The following is a 17,143-nucleotide window of genomic DNA, read 5'->3' on the forward strand; positions in this document are numbered from 1 at the left end:
TCGCCCGGAAGGCGGCATTCAATGCACGATCTTGACGGGCGTCCCCGGTGGGCGACCCTCGCGCGAGCCCGGTACTGTCTCGGCAACCGCAGTCGCACGTCGGGCTTCGTTCGAATGTGGTGACACCGGGACACGCTCAGGTCCCGGTGGAGCATGTTCCGAGTTCGGCATGTTCAGGGTTCGGGGAGGAACTGTGACGCGCGTGTGGCTGGCCGTCGGGGTGGCACTGCTGCTGCTCGGCCTGATAGGAATCGCGCGCCACCTCTACCGCAACTCGCCCCGCCAGCGAAAACTGCGCACCGCCGCGGAGGCGTACGCGGACGGGCTGCGGTTCGCCCGGTCGAGGCAGACCGCCGCCGCGGAGACCGCCGGCCGGGACGCCCTGGCACTGTGGACCGAGATCGGCCCGGCGCCCGCGCTCGGCGTACCCGCGGCGGAACTGGGCCGGCTGCTGACCGAGGCCGGCGCCCACCAGGCCGCGATCACCCAGCTGACCGCCGCCGAGGTGGTCCTCGCCGAACGCGCCCGCGTCGACTCCGCCCGGTTCCGGCCGCAGCTGGCCGCCCTCTACACCACCCGGGCGGCGGCCGAAGCCGAACTCGGCGCGTACGCCGACGCGCTGCGCTACGACGGGCTCGCCCTGCCGATCTGGCGCGCGCTGGCCGCCGACGACCCGGTCACCCACGAGCTGCCGCTCTACTCCTGCCTCGCCGGCGAAGCCCGGCACTTCGCCGGCATCGGCCGGGTCAGCGAAGCCCTCGCCGCCGCGCACGAAGCCCTCGCCGGGCTGCGCTCCATCGTCGACGCCGACGCGTACGGGCGTACCGACCACCGGCGCCGGGCCCGCACGGCGATCGGCCGCGTGCTCACCGAACAGGCCGCGTACCTGCTGCTGGCCGACCGGGACGAGCAGGCCCTGCGGACCGCCGAGGAGGCCGAACGCGCCACCCTCGCCGACAACGACCGCGACGGGCTCGGCCAGGCGCTGGCGACCAAGGCCGAATGCCTGCTGCGCCTCGACCGGCGTACCGAAGCCGAAGCACCGGCCCGGGAGGCGCTGAAGATCGCCCGCCTGCGGGTCGACGCCCGCGGCGACGTCGCGCGGGCGGCAGTGCTGGTCGCCGGGGCGCTGGGCCGCGGCGACGAGGCGTACCTGCTGGCCGGCGAGGCGGTCGAGATCTACGAGGTGCTCGGCGGCCGCCATCTCGCCGACCTCGACGTCGCGCGCGACCTGCTCAAGTCGCTCTAAACCCGTCCCTCTACAGCTGGATCGCCGGGTGGCGCGGGTCGTCGACGCGTACCACCACGTCGGCGGCCGCCTGCGGGTCCGCCTCCTCCTCATACCGGGCGTACGCCGGCAGCCGCCACCGCTCCTCGTCGGCCGTCCGGCGGGCGAGCGCGCTCGCCGACAGGTGCAGGTGCACGGTGAGGTCGAACGGCAGCCAGCGGCCGAGCAGCAGCGTCCCGTCGACGATCACGACCGACCCCTCGGCCAGCGTCGTGTAGGGCGCCCGGGTCGCCCGGTCCGTCACGGTGTTCCACAGGGTCGGCAGTACGCGGCCGGAGCCGCCCGGTTCGAGCGGGTCGAGGACTTCGCGCAGCAGCCCGCCGGAGTCGAGCCAGTCGTCGTAGAACGAGTCCGGGTCGGTACGCCCCCGCTCGTACCGCAGCGACGCCGGCCGCAGGAAATCGGCGGTTCCGATACGCAGGACGGCGCGCCCGCGTACGCGCAGGGGTTCGACGAGAGCGTCGGCGAGCGTGCCGGGGCCGGCCGCGGGAGCGCCGTCGATCGCGATCCGGGGCCACGGTGCCGCCAGGGCGTCGATCCGCTCGACCAGCTCCCCGGCGAGGACGGCGGGGGAGACGGGCCGGAAGCGGGCGGCAGGCACAAGATCGAGCTTAAAGCGCCCGCCGGTTCCCCATGCCCGCGGGCCGCAACGGTGACAGACTCTCCCGCATGGAGACGGACCAGATCGTGATCGTCGGCGCGGCCCTCGCCGGCGCCAAGGCGGCCGAGGCGCTGCGCGAGGCCGGGTTCACTGGGAAGATCGCCCTGATCGGCGCGGAGAACGAGCTGCCCTACGAGCGGCCGCCGCTGTCCAAGGGCTACCTGCTGGGCAAGGATCCCCGCGAGGGCGGCCAGGTCCACGACGCCGACTGGTACGCCGCCCAGCACGTCGATCTCCATTTGGGCCGCACGGCGACCACTCTGGACACCGCGGCGCACACGGTGACGCTGGACGACGGAACCACGCTGCCGTACACGAAGGCGTTGCTGGCGACGGGGTCGCGCGTACGCACACTCGACATCGGCGGGATCGACAACGCGGGGGTGTACAGCCTGCGTACGGTCGCCGACGCGGACAGACTCAAGGCCGTGCTGAAGCGGGACACCCAGGTGGTCGTCGTCGGTGCGGGCTGGATCGGGCTGGAGACCGCGGCCGCCGCCCGCGAGCACGGCTGCACGGTGCACGTCGTCGAGGTCGAACCACTGCCCCTGCTGCGGGTCCTCGGCGACGAGGTGGCGGCGATGTTCCGCGACCTGCACCAGGCCCACGGCGTCACCTTCCATTTCGGCGTCGGCGTACGCGAGTTCGGCGGTCTCGACGGCCGCGTGACCGACGTGGTCCTCGAGAACGGCGTCGAGATCCCGGCCGACGTGGTGATCGTCGGCGTCGGCATCCGCCCCGCGACCGAGCTCGCCGAGGCGGCCGGCCTGACGATCGACAACGGGGTGGCCGTCGACGAGATGCTGCGTACCAGTGACCCGGACGTGTACGCGTGCGGCGACGTCGCCTCGTGGCCGAGCAAGCTGACCGGTACCCGGCTGCGGGTCGAGCACTGGGGCAACGCGCTCAAGGGCGGCCCGGCGGCGGCGAAGAACATGATCGGCCCCGGCGAGCCGTACGACCCGGTGCCCTACTTCTTCTCCGACCAGTACGACCTCGGCATGGAGTACGCCGGCTGGGCCGCCCGGCACGGCTACGACCAGATCGTGACCCGGGGCGATCTGGCGGTGGCCGACGGCAAGGCGCCCGAATGCGTGGTCTTCTGGGTACGCAACGGCTGCGTCCTGGCCGGCATGAACATCAACGTCTGGGACGTGCAGGACGACATCCAAGCCCTGGTCCGGGCCGGTTACGAGGGCAAACCGGTCGACCTCGGCCGGCTCGCCGATCCGCAGGTGCCGCTGGGGGAGCTGCTGACCTGATCTTCGGGACGGGTTTGCCTGATTTACCCGCATCGGCCGGACCGCTGTGTATACCGTCCCTGTAGGTGTAAGACACCACCAGGGGGACGAAATGGACATCGGATCTGCCTTGACGGACATGTGGCGCTCGGTGCTGCTCTTCATACCGAAGGCACTCGGGTTCATCGTGATCATGTTCGTCGGCTGGCTCATCGCCCGGGCGCTGCGCAGCCTCGTCCAGAAGCTGCTGGTACGCCTGCACTTCGACAGCGCGGTCGAGCGGGGACCCGTCGCGCGGGCGATGTCGGGAAGCAAGTACACACCGTCGGTGATCGTCGGTCTGCTGGTCTACTGGGCCGTCCTGCTGTTCACGTTGCAGCTGGGCTTCGGCCTGTGGGGCCCGAACGCGGTCTCCGACCTGATCCAGGGCATCGTGGCCTGGCTGCCGCGCGCCGTCGTGGCCATCGTGATCATGGTCGTGGCCATCGCGATCGCGAACGCGGTCCGCGACCTGATCAGCAACGCCCTGTCCGGGCTGTCCTACAGCCGGATCCTGGCGAACGTCGCGTTCGCCTTCATCCTGGGCCTGGGCATCATCGCCGCGCTCAACCAGATCGGCGTGGCCACCGCCATCACGACGCCGCTGCTCGTGGCGACGCTCGCGACCGCGGCCGGCATCCTGATCGTCGGCGTCGGCGGCGGCCTCATCAAGCCGATGCAGGACCGCTGGGAACGGGCTCTCAACCGCGTCGAGAACGAATCCGCCTCGATCAAGGACCACGTCTCGGCGCACGCGGCCGGCATGCGCGACGCCGAACAGGCGTACGCGGGGCAGGAGAAGACCAAGGAGATGACGGGTGCGGCGGCCGAGGCGGCCCGCGAACAGCACCCGATGGGAAGCTGAGTCCTAGGGTTCGGGCGGGCCGTCCATTGGGCGGTCCGCCCTTTCGTAGTGCCGGTACTCCTCGTCATCTTTCCACTGGACGACGAAGATAATGATCATCACGGTCAGCGGCAGGCAGCCGAAGAACACGACGTCGAAAGAGTTGGCGCCGACCAGCCAGCGGGTCGCGTAGACCTCGCCGTTCAGCGCCACGAAGTCAGGCGGACCAGGAAAGGCGGCAGCCGGTACAGGCGCGGCCGTGGCACGGTCGACCGATGCCGGCCGGTCCCGGGTTCGGCGCTCATGGCGGCGAGCGTACCGGCCGGGGCAGGTCAGGCGGTCGGCAGGTAGCCGAACTGCCGGGCGAGCCAGCCCACCGACGCGAGGCGCAAACGCAGCCAGTGCGTCGTCTCCGGGGCCACGTTGGGCCAGTCCCAGCCGGCCGCCACGGTGACGACGCCGCGCGCGTACCCGGCCAGGTCGCCGGGGTGGATCTCGCCGACGCCGGGGCTGAGCGTGTCGCGTACGGCGGCGGCGTGCTGGTCGACCATCGCGACCAGGCCGGGCGGGGGAGCCGGGTCGGAGGCCTCGCGGTCGACGACGGCGAGGAACGCCGCGGGTTCCGGGGCGAGCTGCGCGGCCAGTTCCGTCACCATCCTCATGACGGGCCAGGCTACGTCGGCCCGGCCGCGCTCTGCTACACATTCCGGCCCGATGTGGCCGAAGGCGCTAGACAACCATGGTCCTTCCCGGCACGCTGTCCGGTTGTGCCGGAATCGCTGCCGCAGCAACTCATCCGCACCCGTCGCTTCGGGCAATCACCCTCCGTGATGACGTCGGAACCCTCCGATGTCGCCTACTCCTCACCGCAGGGGAACCGTCGGCTCGTCGTGCGTACCGACGACTCCGGCGTCGACCTCTGGCACGTCCCCCACCACACTTTCCGGTACGCGTCCGCGGGCCGCCCCATCCCCGTCGTGACGATGCGGCTGACGGATCCCGCCGTCGAGGTGCACTGGGATCCCGAGTTCCCCTACATCCCGGCGGCCGGCTGGGACGACCACGGCCCGTACGCCGTCGTGCAGACCCGCGACCAGCGCCGCCTGCGCATCCTCGCGATCGAAGACGACGGCACGACCCGGATCCTCGCCGAGGACACCGACCCCTGCTGGACGACCGTGGTGCCCGGCCTGCCCGCGCGTACGCCGTCCGGGGCACTGCTGTGGCACGCCGGACGCCGGCTGACCGTCGACGGGACACCCGTGACACCGGACGGGCTGTTCGTCAAGGAAGTGACCGGCGTCGACGGGGAGACCGTGCACTTCACCGGCTGGTCCGACCCGACGGCCCTGCGGGGCTGGAGCTACTCCCCGGGATCGGGGACTGCTTTACGCGTACTCGCGGAAAAGGAGCGAGAGGCGCCGGTGCTGGAGTTGCGCCGGGAGCGCTTGGTGCTCGGACCTCGGGCGCTGCGCGCGCACCTGTTCCTGCCTTCCTGGCATCGCGGCGAGCGACTGCCCGTGCTCCTCGACCCGTACGCGGGCCCCAGCCGCCAGCGGGTCACGGACGCCTTCGACTGGCACGACCCGGTCTCCCAATGGTTCGCCGAAGCGGGTTTCGCCGTCCTCGTCACCGACGGCGCCGGTACGCCCGGCCGGGGACCGGCGTGGGAACGGGAGATCCACGGCGACCTCCTCGGCCCGGTCCTCGCCGACCAGATCTCAGCCTTGGAGTGCGTTGCCTCGATGTACCCGTTCCTCGATCGACAGCGAGTCGGGATTCGGGGATGGTCCTTCGGCGGCACGCTCGCCTTGTACGCGGTGCTGCGTCGGCCGGACCTGTTCCACGCGGCGGTCGCGGGCGCCCCGATCACCGACCAGCGAACGTTCCACGCCTACGTCCGCGAACGCCACCTCGGGCATCCCGCCACCTTCCCGGACCGGTACGCGGCCGCGGACCTGGTCGCGCTCGCGCCGGAGCTACGGCGGCCGTTGCTGCTCATGCACGGGACCGAGGACACGACAGTGCATCCGTCCAACACGGAACGCATGGCGGCGGCGCTGCGGTCGGCGGGCATCGAACACGAGGTGTCGATGATCGAAGGGATGGGACATTCGGTCATCGGCCTGGCCGGCAGCGAAGGGGTACTCGAACAGCAGCTCGCCTTCCTCCAGCGCACTTGCTTAGGAGGCTGACGGGTGGGGCGTGAAGGAAATGATCCGCGGATGGCCGCGCGGGTGCCGATCCGCGAAGGACAAGCCTTCCTCCGCCTGGCAATGGGCGAGCCGGAGTTCGCCGGACTGCTGGAGGTGGACGAGATGCTGCGCATGGCCGTGGAGTTCCTGCCGGCCTTCCACGACGAACTCGACTGTCTCCCTCGGGCTTGAATCTCGTATCAGGTACGGGTCTACCGTGGGGTGTCCCGAACGGAAACGTTCAGGACGCGTGCCACCGCGTCACGCTAAGCGTGACCGAAGTATCCGATACTGCGATCACGCGCAATAGCGCAAGTCGCTCCGGGGTCTCTTCCCTCCTATTCGTTGACACACAGACAAGCTGGCCAACCCTTAGTGAGTGTTTGAGAAGTTCTCATGACGCTTCGCGTGTCGTGGTCGCATGTCGTAGTGGATCGTCCATAGTGGTCGGATGCCGCGCGAGCGTCGCTACCCCTCCGACCTGACCGACGCCCAGTGGGCGCTGATCGAACCACAGCTGCCGCCCCCGCGCACAGGCGGGCGGCCCGAGAAACACCGACGCCGTGACATCGTCGACGCCATCTTGTATGTGGTCCGCACCGGCTGCTCGTGGCGGCAGCTGCCGGTCGACTTCCCGCCGTGGCCGACCGTGTACTGGTACTTCGTGCGCTGGGAGGAAGACAACCTCACCGAACGGATGCTGGCGGTCTTGCGCCGACGGGTACGCGCTGCCCAGGGCCGCAACGAGGAACCGTCGGCAGGGATCATCGACTCCCAGAGCGTCAAAGGCGCCGACACCGTGCCGCGCAAGACCCGCGGCTACGACGCAGGCAAGAAGATCAACGGCCGCAAGCGGTTCATCGTCACCGACACCCTCGGCCTGCTGCTGATCGTGTGCGTGATGGCTGCGTCCGTGCAAGACCGCGACGGCGCCAAGACCACCCTGCTAAGCCTGTACCTGTTCACCCCGGTCCGGTTCGTCTACGCCGACGCAGGCTTCGCCGGAATGCTGGTCGACTGGTGCCGGCGCATCCTGCACACGGTGCTTGAGGTGGTACGTAAGGCGCCCGGCCAGAAGGGGTTCGCCGTCATCCCGCGCCGCTGGGTGGTGGAGCGGTCCCTGGCGTGGCTGACCGCCCACCGGCGGCTGGCCCGCGACTACGAACGCCATCCAGCCACCTCCGAAGCGATGATCCGCTGGGCCGCGATCAACGGCATGGTCCGTCGCCTGTCCCGCGGCAAACCCGCCACCCGTCAACGGGCCTGGACGCTCGATGATCTCAGGATGTGAATCGCAGCAGCCCAAAGGCATTCACAGATCGGCCACGCACTCGTGGCAACGCTGGCGTGCCGCATCCAGGTTGGCATGATCATCCTCGAACGCCTCGCCGGCTCGACACATTGCAATCCAGAAAGCCCTGTTCTCCCTCCAGCGCATGCTGCCCAACGACTCCAACCGCAGGAACGCCTTCACCAAGCGTCCCGTTCGTAGGTCATTGAACAGCGTCACCGCATAGCCGCTCGGAACTCCCTCGACCGTGCCGAGCACGGCGCGCAAACGGGAGGCGATCTCTTGCTGGTCTTCGTTGAGCGTGACATCCGGATCGAAATAGCCGTGCCTGGCAAGCAGGTCCGCCGCGTCGGCTTCCTCATCCGCCTCGATCAGATCCCACAGACCACCGAACTCCTCAAGACGCCTTTGGGCATCCGCTCGCGGCGATCCGGCAGCAACGCACACGGCGACGGCAGCCTCAGCGGGAGCAAACCCAGCAACGAGAAGCTTCACAAAGGCGTCAGGAGCTGCGGCTCCAGACGCCAATTGCTCACGAGCTGCCCGCTCCAGCAGTTCATCGTTCGACGACGCTGACATGTCGAACATCATGTCGCACCAACCACGCGCGTCCAGAGGTGTAGCGGGCATTACCGCGGCTTCTCAAACACTCACTTAGGGAAACCCCGCGTCCGGTTGCTTCTGTCGCAAGGATCTTGACGCACTCCGCCGCAGTTGCCAGGTCGGTCTGGTAGGGAAAGGCGACCAATGAGGACGAAACAAATGGCGTTTGCAGTCTACCGCTCATAAACTTGAGGTCTGCATAACTAATCTGACTCACAGTCGAATCTCTTAGCGCAATGCTCCAGGGAGGAGTGTCGTCGAGCTCTAAATAGACCTCTTCACCCAGGGCGGGGGAGGTCACCACGATCTCTCCAGTCCAATCAAGATCCCATGAGCTCGGCCAAGCCGAAGGCGCAAGCGAAGGTGACACCGAAGGTGTCGGCATCGCCGAGACGGCGGATGTCGCAGGCGGAGTGTATACATCTGTACGGCCGGTGTTCGCCTCTGAGCTGTTGGGCCCGGCGGAATAGATCTGCACGAGACCGACGGCCACACTGGCCACGGCACACATGCCGGCAATTACGGTCCATCTGGCGACGGAGCGCTCGCCGAATAGTGACATGGGCGTAGCGTAAAGAAGCTGATTGCCAAATGCAAGATTGAGCCTCTTGGGTTCGGCCGCGGCGCCAGTGCCCGAAGATGATCTCCCCGGGCCGCTCTCTGGCGTGACATGGAGCCACAGCGCCGTCTGGAACTGTGCAGGACTGAGCCTATTGTTTGATTCTACGCAGTTCGGTCCCTCAGTAGACGAACCTGACTGCCTCGTCATCGATCTAGGCCCGGGCGGGTATTCAGTGAGCCTTTCCCAGTAACGGTTCGTAACTCGGTGTGGTCATGTGGTGCGGCCGTGTTCGATGTGCAGCTTGATCTCTTGGTCGAGACCACTTCTACAGGGGCTTCACTCTTTTCCGTTGCACCGCAACCCTTGCGGCGTGTCGCACCAGGACACTCGCCCAGCGCGACGGGCGGTTACTGCGAAGGGCTCAATGCCTTCAATCACCGCGGACACGCGCGATTGGCCACCGGCCAACCTGAGCTTGCCTTTCGGGGCCATTTCGCAGGAGCAGGTCGCCTCAGGGGGATGTCGCCTCAGGGTGCTCGAGCAGACCGTGCATCCTCATCCAGCTCACGAAGGAGTCGAACCAGTCGGTGCTGGTCGTCTCCTTCGGGTACATGCCGAATCCGTGCCCGCCCTGCTCGTAGAAGTGGAGCTCCACGGGCCGCCCGGCAGCGCGCCAGTTCTCCACTAGGGGGAACCCGCTCGGGTCGATCAGGCCATCGTCTGCGGCAAGTGCGATGAACAGCGGCGGCGCGTCGTCGGGTACCTCGAACGCCGTGAGCGGACCGTAGATGTCGCCGATGAAGGCCGGCTTCGCATCCTCACCGACAAGGGCGGTGGCGACGGTGAGCATGGCACCGGCGGAGAAGCCGACCATGCCGACGCGCTCGGGATCGATTGTCCACTCGGACGCTCGGCTGCGCACGAGCGCGAACGCTGCGCGGGCGTCGGCGATCTGCGGGTCCAGGGCGCGGAGCGCGGTGGCTGGGTCATGCCAGTCCGATGGACGTGGTCCGGCCAGCATCGCCCTGATCGCTACGGCGAAGTCGTCAAGGTCCTCCGGGGTCGGCTTGAGCCGGTACTTCAGCACGAAGGCAGCTACGCCGCGGTTCGCGAGCGCGCGCGCAACGTCCCAGCCCTCGTTCTCCATGGACAGGGACATGAATCCTCCGCCCGGAGCCACGATCACGGCGGTGCCCGTGGCCTTGGCCGGATCCGGCAGGAACGGCGTGAGCGTGGCGATGCCGACGTTGCGGGCGAACATGCTGCCGTACTCGCTGTGCCAGGCCTCTGGTGCCGAGGCGTTCGGCGGCTGCCCGGTTCCGAGCTCGATGGCGTCAGGCTGTGCGGGGATGGCGATCGGCGTCATCCCGTGCTTCTCGGGCACCGCGGGGGCGTAGCTGGTGGACGAGGCCGTGGTCATGAGCTCTCCATTCGGGCGATGCACCAAGACAACGCGATGTCCGCGCTCGGCGCTGAGCATAAGGTCGCCGCGATCACGCCGATGCGGGTGGCCTGATTATGCCTGTCCAGGCAGACCTGTTCGGCCTGCGCCGGCACTCCGTGCGCTTCGACTGGGGCCCGTAGGGCGCAGGCTGTCTGCGCTGACGTGAGTGACGGCGCTCTGACCGACGACCAACGCCAGCTCAACTGGCTTCAGGCGTACGCCCGAGCCCGAGCCGAACAAGCCAACTCGCTGCTCAAGACCACCTTCAAGGCAGTACGCCGGGTCAGCTTGTCGCCCGACATCATCGGCGCCATCGTCACCGCCGCCCTCGTCCTGCTGCACATCGAACACGGCCGCACCACATGACCACACCGACTGGCTGTGTTGCGGCTGCCCGGGCGGCGGTTCCCCGGCCTCTTCGTTCAGGGCGACACGCTGTCCGCGCTCCGAGACCTTCTCGATGCCGCCGCGGACTCCGGGGACGGCGCCGACGTTTTGGCGGAGGCCCGTTCCACGGTGTACGAGTGGCTTCACTGCTACGAGGACGCACTCGACAAGCACGGCATCACGCTGCCCTACGCGAAACCCGCCGACAACCGCGGAGAAGACGGCTAGTCCCGATCGAGCCGGGCGCTGAGCGTCTTCGGCGCGACCATCCGGTACGCCTCTTCGCACAGCTCCCCGATCTCCGCCCAATCCACCTTCCCGTCCAGGCGTACCCCGACCCACCCACGATGTCCCACGTAGGGCGGCCGGAAGAACACCGCCGGATTCGAGGCGATCAGAGCTGCCTGTTCCTCCAAGGAAGACGCCACCCACAGGTGCGGGAAGTCGTGGTCGTGATGCCCACCGTCCCAGAGCATGACGAAGTTCTTCTTGTCGCGTACGAACCAGCCGGGGGAGCCGTGCGACAGCCGCTGGTTCACCTCGGGAAACCGCGAGCAGATCGCGTCCACCTGGGACAGAAGAGTGCTCATCGCGCCGTCCACCCTCCGTCGATCAGCAGCGTCTCACCGGTGATCAGCGACGCCGCCGGCGAGCACAGGAACACGACCGCGCCCGCGACCTCGATCGGCTCCCCGATCCGGTGCAGCGCCGCGATCCGCTCGACGACATCCGCATGAAACGACGGGTCGGAGAGAACAGCGGACGTACCGGGCGTACGGATGAAGGTGGGGGCGACGGCGTTCACCGTGATCCCGTAGCCGCCCCACTCCACAGCCAGGCATTTCGTCAGGTGGGCGATCGCTGCCTTCGTCATGCAGTACACCGACTCGCCGGGCAGCGCGATCGCTCCCGCCTGGGAGCCGAGGTTCACGATCCGGCCGTAGCCCTGCTCGATCATCACGCGGCCGGCGGCCTGGCTGGCGAAGAACGTGCCCTTGAGGTTGATCCCGAGGGTCGCGTCGAAGTCCGCCTCGGTGACGTTCTCGGCCAGGTTCTCCGGGGCGATGCCGGCGTTGTTGACGAGGATGTCGAGGCGGCCGAACTCGCGTACGGTGGCGTCGACCGCGGGGGCGATCTGGGCGGTGTCGGCCACGTCGAGCTGGAGTTTCAGGGCGCGGCGGCCGCGGGCTTCGATCTCCTCGGCCACACCCGCGTCCGCGGAGATGTCGCGTAGGCCCAGGGCCACATCGGCGCCCGCCTCGGCGAGCGCCAGGGCGATGGCCCGGCCCAGGCCCCGGGCGGCGCCCGTGACGAGGGCTACCTGGTCGCGTACGTCGAACCGGGGCAGGGCGGGTGTGAAGGTCATGCAGACAGGTTAGGGCCTGCCGTCGGTCCCTGCGGCGTCTCGCCACCCAGCAAGGGGCCGGCCCAGACCGGCTGGGGTTCGTTGCCGAACAGCGCCATCAGCAGCAGCGCGATCGCGCCGAGATGGATGAGGCCTGTGGCCACGCCGGACAGGAGGAACAGGCTGACGAAGTCCACGGAGGTGTCGACCTGGCTGAGCACGCCGCCGAGGATCACCGGAAGGGCGAGGCTCAGCACCACGCCGGTCAGCAGGAGCACCGCGCCCCACACCGCCAGCCGGGACGCGCGCGGGCTGAGCCGGCGGCGGCGTACCAGGACGACGACGAGGACGCCGATGTAGAAGAGCAGGGAGACGATCCCCGAGATGCTGGACAGCAGGGCGTAGCGGACGCTCAACGATTCCTCCGCAAGAGTGGGCAGGTCGGCATCGTAGCGTCAGAACTCCAGCACCCAGCGGCTGCGGCGCTGCTTCACCGTGAACCCCGCCGCCTCGTACACGCCGACGGCACCGGTCGGGCTGTCGGCGTCCACGCCCAGCGACGCCTCGTCGTACCCTTGCGCTTTCGCGTCGGTCAGGCAGCGCGCGATCAGCATGCTCGCGACGCCCTTGCGGCGCCAGTCGCGCACCGTCCCGATGGTCCCGATGTACGCCTCCCGCTTCCCGGTCGCCTCGGTGTTCGCATCGAAGTAGTGCGCGAGCAGGAACGACACGGGTACGCCGGCCGCGTCGAACGCGTGGTAGGACAGGTCCGGCCGGAAGGTACGCGTACCGGTGGCCCACTGCTTCCACGACTCGGCGCTCATCGGGGTGAATCCCCAGTGGTCGGCGAACGTCGTGTTGCGCAGTTCCAGGGTCGCCTCGTCGTACGCGAAGTCGAACGGCGCCACGCGTACGCCGTCGACGGGCGCCGGCGGGGTGACGTCGGTGTGCAGGTCGCGGACCATGGTGAAGAAGTAGCGGCGCTCGGCGAACCCGGCCCGCGCCAGCAGCTTCCCCTTGTCGGTGTTGAGCTCGGCGGCCTCGGCGTGCAGCTGCAGCGGCGCGCCCGGGAAGCGGGCGGCGTGCAGGTCCGGGGCGACCCTGACGGCCCACTCGACGAGCTGCGCCCCCACGCCCTGCCGCCGGTACGCCGGATGCACCAGGGCGTCGAAGAAGATCCGGTGATAGGGCTCGCCGCTCGTACCGAGGTGCAGGATCGCGACGGCGACGAGGTGCTCGCCGTCCCACACCGCCCGGGTGCCGTGCTCGAGGTCCATCATGGGCGACTCGATTTCCTCGGTGAGGTCCTCGGCGCTGTAGTACTCACCGGTCTGGTCGACGACCTCCGCCTCGGAGATCAGCTGCGCCCACGCCGTGGCGTCGTCTACGCGTACAGGAGAGAAGCGGAAGGTCATGGAACGGAAGGCTAGGCGGAGCCGCCGGGCCGGGCCACCGGGTTTTGGGCTTAGATGGAGGGTATGGAGATCAGCGTGACCGACGTGCCGGAGAAGGAGCGCTTCGAGGCGCGGACCGCGGAGGGGGAGCTGACGGGGTTCGTCACCTACCAGCTCACCGGGACGATCATCGTCTACACCCACACCGAGGTCTTCCCCCAGTACGAGGGCCAGGGCATCGCGTCGCAGCTGGCCAAGGCCGTCATGGACGACGCGCGGGACCGCGGGCGGACCGTGGTGCCGGTGTGCCCCTACATCGCGAAGTGGCTGGAGAAGCACCCGGAGTACGAGCCGATCGTCGCCCGGACGACGCGCAAGGTCCGCTGATACGCAGGCCGGTACGGAGCCGCGGGTACGGGTAAAGATCCGTACGTTGCCCGATGTCCCGCGGGCCCGCCGGTTCCTACTGTGATGGGGGTCCGAACCACCCCGATCACAGAGGGAACCCCGATGCGTATCACCGCGACCGCCGTCACCCTGTTCGCCGGTCTCGCCCTGCTGGCCGGCTGCGACAAGTCCGGTACGCCGAGCACCGCGGCGTCGGCGCAGACCGACGTGTCCGCCAGCTCCTCGGCGTCCGCGGAGTCTCCTGCGCCCGTCGCACCGTCGTCGGCGGCGTCCGCCTCGCCCGCCGGATGCGGGCTGAGCGGTACCGCGTCCGGCGGCTCCGGACCGGCGGCGCAGTTCATGAAGGCGTGGCTGAAGTGCGACGCGGCGACCGAGAAGTCGCTCACCGAGGCCGGCGCGTACGCGCAGGTGCAGGCGATCGGCGTACCGAAGCTGGACATGACGTGGTCCTACGTCGGCTGTGACGGGGCGATGGGCTCGTCCTACTGCACCTACCGCAACAAGCTCGGCTCGGACATGATCATCAAGTTGCACAACGAGACGAACAAGATCGCCGAGGTGAAGCTCGACGCGACGGTCTACTACACCGACGCCGAGAAGTACGCCCGCGAGTTCCTCGACGCGTTCACCAACCACAACAAGCCGCGCATGGTGGCCCTCGCGTCGCAGTCGATCGTGGACAGCGTCGTGGTCGACGCCCCGCCGGCCGGCTACAACCTGACCAAGGCGCCCGACGACGCGAAGACGTTCAACGCCCAGTTCACCGCCACCGGCGAGTACTGGATCGTGACCGTGCACGGGGCGCTCGGCAAGGCGCACGCCGTCACCTACTTCGGCAACGCCGGCTGACCCTGCGCCTCTCGCGGCTCCAGCGCCGCCGGCTCCGGCCTCAAGATCCCGTTTGGATCAGGGTTTCGCACGTAATCTTGGACCAAGATTCGGGTGATTTCCCTGATCCAAACGGGATCTTGAGGGCTGCGCGGCGGGATCTTGCGCGCGGCGCGCGGCCCGTCAGAGCAGCTTGTAGAAGAACGTCGTCGGCTGGAGCACGCCGAACGCGTCGGCCGAGTGGTCGGGCATCACGCCGTAGCGCGTCCAGCCCGCGGTCGCGTACAGGGTCTCGGCGGGGCTGCCGGTCATGGTGTCCAGCATCAGCGCCGTGATCCCACGCTCCGCGGCGGCCGCCTCCGCCGTCGCGAGCAGCCGCCGGCCCAGCCCCTGACCGCGCGCCTTGCGGTGCACGAGCAGCTTCGCGACCTCCGCGCGGTGCAGGCCGTTCGTATAGGTCCGGGTCAGGTGCAGCTGGACCGTGCCGACCACCCCTTCCGGCGTACGCGCGAGCCACAGCAGCGCACCGCCGTCGGCCACGGATCCGGCTACCTCGCCACGCCACCACGCGGCCGCGTCGGCAACGGTGAAGGGGAGCACGAAACCGACGGGGGCACCGTCCTCGACGGCGTCGGCGAGCACCTCGGCCAGGTCCGGGACGGCCGCGGCGAACATGGTGGCGTCCGCCTGGACGATCTCTGCCATGGCGGCGAGCGTACCGGCCGACGTCCTACGGGCGGGTCGCCAGGCCGTCAAAGATGATCTTCAGGGATCGGTCGCGTACCTCCGGCCCGACCCCCGCGTACGCCGCCCGCGACGCGCCGATCAGCAACGCGTACACCTCAGGCAGGTCGACGTCGGTGCGCACGGCGCCGGCGGCCTGGGCCTGGGCGAGCAGGACGCCGACGGTGTCGTGCAGTTCCCGCGACGCGACCGCGGCCGGACCGTCCAACGCGCCGCCGGCCTCCGCCAGGGCCTCCGCGATGGCGATCTTGCTGGCCGAGTCCGCCACCATGTACGCGAAGAAGTCGAAGAAGGCCCGCCCCGGATCCTGCGCGCCCGCCTCGGCCTTGGCCCGCCCGGCGAGCCGCGTGAACCGCTCGGTGAGCACGGCCTCCAGCAGCGCGGCCTTGGTGGGGTAGTGGCGGAAGACCGTCGCGATGCCGACCCCGGCGCGCCGGGCGACCTCCTCGGTGGAGGCGCCCTCGCCGCCCGCGCCGAACACCTCTTCGGCCACCACCAGGATCTTCGCCCGGTTGGCCTGTGCGTCGCTTCTGCTCACCGGCCCATCTTGACATACGGAGTCGGTACTCCGTATTTTCGGAGTGACCACTCCGTTTCGAGTTCCGGGCCGGAGTTTCGGGTCAAGTTCAGGAGGAACACCATGGAACCCCGCGACGTATTCCTCGCACTGCTGCACGGCGTCTGCGACCAGCGCTACGACGACCTGCCCGCCCTGTACGCCGAGCACACCGACGTCAGCCACCCGTTCGACCCCGACCGGGCACCCGCCCTGACCACCCGCGCCGAACTGGCCGCCCATTTCGGTCGAGCCCGCGGATACGTGGCACCGAAAGTGAAATTCGAGCCGGTGGACATCGTCGTCCACGAGACCGCCGACCCGGAGGTGATCGTCGGCGAGTTCACGTACGCCGGAACCGTCCTCGCCACCGGAGAACCGATGCGCGTACCCGGCATCTTCGTCCTGCGCGTACGCGACGGGGAGATCGTCGAATCCCGGGACTATGTTGACCATGCAGCGATGCGCCGGGCGCTGGCAGCCTGACCAGCGCTTTCCCTCCCCGCCAGGACGGCACCGTCCGTCTGAAGTGGGCATAAAGTCGCGTTCCGGGCGGTAGCGTCGACAGGGACGCCGTCTGACGGGAGAACCACGCATGGCGCAAGATCGCGTACCGGTGGGGGAGGCGCTCACCGGACTCAGCCTGCACCCGCTGCCCGACGGCTGGACCGCGCTCACCTGCATCGTCCTCGTCAAATGCCTCGACGACCAAGGGCACCCCAGCTGGGCGTTCCGCACCGCCGGCGGCATGAACGACGAAGAACTGCTCGGCGCGCTCACCGTACGCACGGACATCCTGCGCCGGCGCCTCCTGCAGGACTACGGATCTCCCTGAACCGGCTTATCGTCGAACGCATGCGCATCCGGATCGAAGGACACGACCTGCCCGGCCTGAACTGCGGCCCCGGCACGAACAACTTCCCCGGCTACGACAACATCCACGTCGGAGTCCAGCGCAAGGACAAACCCGGCGACCTCCTCGACCCGCAGCCGGGCGACGCCGGCCACGTGACCTGGGACCTCGACACCACCGCGGCGACCATGCTCGACGGGCGGCTCGACGTTCGCGGTCCCTACATCTCCGGAGCACCCGGCGGCCGGTTCATCTACCTGTCCTGGGGATCCCTGGACAGTGCGGGCGGGTTCGGGATGTTCCGACGCGCCAAGCTCCAGCTCGACGCAGTCGATCCCGACACCGCCCGCACCGCCCTCGACACCGGCCTGCTCACCGGCACACTGGGACTCACCGACCGGCACGGACATCCGCTCTGCGCATCAGTCCGGCCACCGGTCATCACCTGGACGGCCTGACC

The 17,143-nt window shown here is 68.9% G+C and carries 23 protein-coding genes and 1 pseudogene; 13 read left to right on the forward strand and 11 right to left on the reverse strand.

The genetic code is table 11. The annotated features are described in order from the left end of the window. Positions 1-193: 193 nt before the first annotated feature. A complete protein-coding gene (locus G401_RS0109225) occupies positions 194-1,249 on the forward strand; it encodes a hypothetical protein (RefSeq protein ID WP_157545502.1) in 1,056 nt (351 codons plus the stop codon). A 10-nt stretch (positions 1,250-1,259) separates the two neighbouring features. On the opposite strand, the gene G401_RS0109230 is transcribed toward G401_RS0109225, so the two are convergent. Beyond that, positions 1,260-1,889 carry a nucleoside/nucleotide kinase family protein gene (locus G401_RS0109230; RefSeq protein ID WP_027342276.1) on the reverse strand — a complete coding sequence of 210 codons (630 nt, stop codon included), beginning with the start codon at positions 1,887-1,889 and terminating at the stop codon, positions 1,260-1,262. 68 nt (positions 1,890-1,957) lie between these two features. Between G401_RS0109230 and G401_RS0109235 the strand changes: the two genes are divergently transcribed. Both G401_RS0109235 and G401_RS44530 read left to right on the forward strand, forming a co-directional pair. Next, entirely contained in the window at positions 1,958-3,211 is a 1,254-nt protein-coding gene (locus G401_RS0109235) for an NAD(P)/FAD-dependent oxidoreductase (protein WP_027342277.1), read from the forward strand. Positions 3,212-3,302: 91 nt separating this feature from the next. Further along, positions 3,303-4,094, forward strand: a complete 792-nt coding sequence (locus G401_RS44530) for a mechanosensitive ion channel family protein (RefSeq protein ID WP_245601666.1) — start codon at positions 3,303-3,305, stop codon at positions 4,092-4,094. Between the two features lie 3 nt (positions 4,095-4,097). Here the strand turns inward: G401_RS44530 and G401_RS55690 are convergent, their stop codons facing one another. After that, positions 4,098-4,286, reverse strand: a complete 189-nt coding sequence (locus G401_RS55690) for a hypothetical protein (RefSeq protein WP_027342278.1) — start codon at positions 4,284-4,286, stop codon at positions 4,098-4,100. 119 nt (positions 4,287-4,405) lie between these two features. Further along, on the reverse strand, positions 4,406-4,735 hold the full coding sequence (locus G401_RS55695; RefSeq protein ID WP_157545504.1) for a DUF6401 family natural product biosynthesis protein: 330 nt from the start codon (positions 4,733-4,735) through the stop codon (positions 4,406-4,408). 168 nt (positions 4,736-4,903) lie between these two features. Between G401_RS55695 and G401_RS44540 the strand changes: the two genes are divergently transcribed. The 3 genes from G401_RS44540 (at position 4,904) to G401_RS0109265 (ending at position 7,559) form a co-directional block, all read left to right on the forward strand. After that, a complete protein-coding gene (locus tag G401_RS44540; RefSeq protein ID WP_157545506.1) occupies positions 4,904-6,268 on the forward strand; it encodes a S9 family peptidase in 1,365 nt (454 codons plus the stop codon). Between the two features lie 30 nt (positions 6,269-6,298). After that, positions 6,299-6,460 carry a hypothetical protein gene (locus G401_RS55700; protein ID WP_157545508.1) on the forward strand — a complete coding sequence of 54 codons (162 nt, stop codon included), beginning with the start codon at positions 6,299-6,301 and terminating at the stop codon, positions 6,458-6,460. A gap of 259 nt (positions 6,461-6,719) precedes the next feature. Then, entirely contained in the window at positions 6,720-7,559 is an 840-nt protein-coding gene (locus tag G401_RS0109265; protein WP_027342279.1) for an IS5 family transposase, read from the forward strand. 21 nt (positions 7,560-7,580) lie between these two features. Here the strand turns inward: G401_RS0109265 and G401_RS44545 are convergent, their stop codons facing one another. Then, a complete protein-coding gene (locus G401_RS44545; protein WP_157545510.1) occupies positions 7,581-8,150 on the reverse strand; it encodes a hypothetical protein in 570 nt (189 codons plus the stop codon). A gap of 1,085 nt (positions 8,151-9,235) precedes the next feature. After that, the gene (locus tag G401_RS0109275) at positions 9,236-10,144 is read right to left on the reverse strand and encodes an alpha/beta hydrolase (RefSeq protein ID WP_034591042.1); all 909 of its coding nucleotides are present in this window, start codon (positions 10,142-10,144) and stop codon (positions 9,236-9,238) included. Positions 10,145-10,345: 201 nt separating this feature from the next. Between G401_RS0109275 and G401_RS44550 the strand changes: the two are divergent. Then, positions 10,346-10,534: pseudogene (locus G401_RS44550) on the forward strand (IS5/IS1182 family transposase); the annotation flags it as partial. Between the two features lie 15 nt (positions 10,535-10,549). Beyond that, entirely contained in the window at positions 10,550-10,783 is a 234-nt protein-coding gene (locus G401_RS44555; RefSeq protein ID WP_051366402.1) for a DUF6959 family protein, read from the forward strand. Here the strand turns inward: G401_RS44555 and G401_RS0109290 are convergent. The 4 genes from G401_RS0109290 to G401_RS0109305 are packed head-to-tail and all read right to left on the reverse strand — an operon-like array spanning position 10,780 to position 13,315. Continuing rightward, the gene (locus tag G401_RS0109290; protein ID WP_157545512.1) at positions 10,780-11,145 is read right to left on the reverse strand and encodes an MmcQ/YjbR family DNA-binding protein; all 366 of its coding nucleotides are present in this window, start codon (positions 11,143-11,145) and stop codon (positions 10,780-10,782) included. The two genes, G401_RS44555 and G401_RS0109290, sit on opposite strands and share 4 nt — an antisense overlap. Continuing rightward, complete coding sequence (locus tag G401_RS0109295; RefSeq protein WP_027342282.1) at positions 11,142-11,921, reverse strand: SDR family NAD(P)-dependent oxidoreductase; 780 nt, start codon at positions 11,919-11,921, stop codon at positions 11,142-11,144. Before G401_RS0109295 ends, G401_RS0109290 begins: the two co-directional genes overlap by 4 nt. Continuing rightward, a complete protein-coding gene (locus G401_RS0109300) occupies positions 11,918-12,316 on the reverse strand; it encodes a hypothetical protein (RefSeq protein ID WP_027342283.1) in 399 nt (132 codons plus the stop codon). The genes G401_RS0109295 and G401_RS0109300 overlap by 4 nt, the downstream gene beginning before the upstream one ends. Positions 12,317-12,355: 39 nt before the next feature. Then, complete coding sequence (locus tag G401_RS0109305) at positions 12,356-13,315, reverse strand: GNAT family N-acetyltransferase (protein ID WP_027342284.1); 960 nt, start codon at positions 13,313-13,315, stop codon at positions 12,356-12,358. Between the two features lie 75 nt (positions 13,316-13,390). Between G401_RS0109305 and G401_RS0109310 the strand changes: the two genes are divergently transcribed. Next, positions 13,391-13,681: a GNAT family N-acetyltransferase gene (locus tag G401_RS0109310; RefSeq protein WP_245601667.1), complete on the forward strand. Its 291-nt coding sequence runs from the start codon at positions 13,391-13,393 to the stop codon at positions 13,679-13,681. A 123-nt stretch (positions 13,682-13,804) separates the two neighbouring features. Continuing rightward, on the forward strand, positions 13,805-14,551 hold the full coding sequence (locus G401_RS0109315) for a hypothetical protein (RefSeq protein WP_027342286.1): 747 nt from the start codon (positions 13,805-13,807) through the stop codon (positions 14,549-14,551). Positions 14,552-14,713: 162 nt separating this feature from the next. Here the strand turns inward: G401_RS0109315 and G401_RS0109320 are convergent, their stop codons facing one another. Beyond that, positions 14,714-15,235 (reverse strand): GNAT family N-acetyltransferase, encoded by a 522-nt coding sequence (locus G401_RS0109320; protein WP_034591044.1) that lies wholly within the window; start codon positions 15,233-15,235, stop codon positions 14,714-14,716. A 25-nt stretch (positions 15,236-15,260) separates the two neighbouring features. Next, positions 15,261-15,812 (reverse strand): TetR/AcrR family transcriptional regulator, encoded by a 552-nt coding sequence (locus tag G401_RS0109325; protein WP_211240703.1) that lies wholly within the window; start codon positions 15,810-15,812, stop codon positions 15,261-15,263. Between the two features lie 102 nt (positions 15,813-15,914). Here G401_RS0109325 and G401_RS44560 point away from each other — a divergent pair, with 102 nt between their 5' ends. The 3 genes from G401_RS44560 (at position 15,915) to G401_RS0109340 (ending at position 17,141) form a co-directional block, all read left to right on the forward strand. Further along, a complete protein-coding gene (locus tag G401_RS44560) occupies positions 15,915-16,316 on the forward strand; it encodes a nuclear transport factor 2 family protein (protein WP_051366403.1) in 402 nt (133 codons plus the stop codon). A 109-nt stretch (positions 16,317-16,425) separates the two neighbouring features. Further along, positions 16,426-16,665 (forward strand): hypothetical protein, encoded by a 240-nt coding sequence (locus G401_RS52515; RefSeq protein ID WP_051366404.1) that lies wholly within the window; start codon positions 16,426-16,428, stop codon positions 16,663-16,665. A 20-nt stretch (positions 16,666-16,685) separates the two neighbouring features. Beyond that, the gene (locus tag G401_RS0109340) at positions 16,686-17,141 is read left to right on the forward strand and encodes a DUF5990 family protein (RefSeq protein WP_027342403.1); all 456 of its coding nucleotides are present in this window, start codon (positions 16,686-16,688) and stop codon (positions 17,139-17,141) included. Positions 17,142-17,143 lie beyond the last annotated feature (2 nt).

Origin of the sequence: Hamadaea tsunoensis DSM 44101 (assembly GCF_000428945.1) — a bacterium.
In the GTDB taxonomy this organism is placed as follows: Bacteria; Actinomycetota; Actinomycetes; order Mycobacteriales; family Micromonosporaceae; genus Hamadaea; species Hamadaea tsunoensis.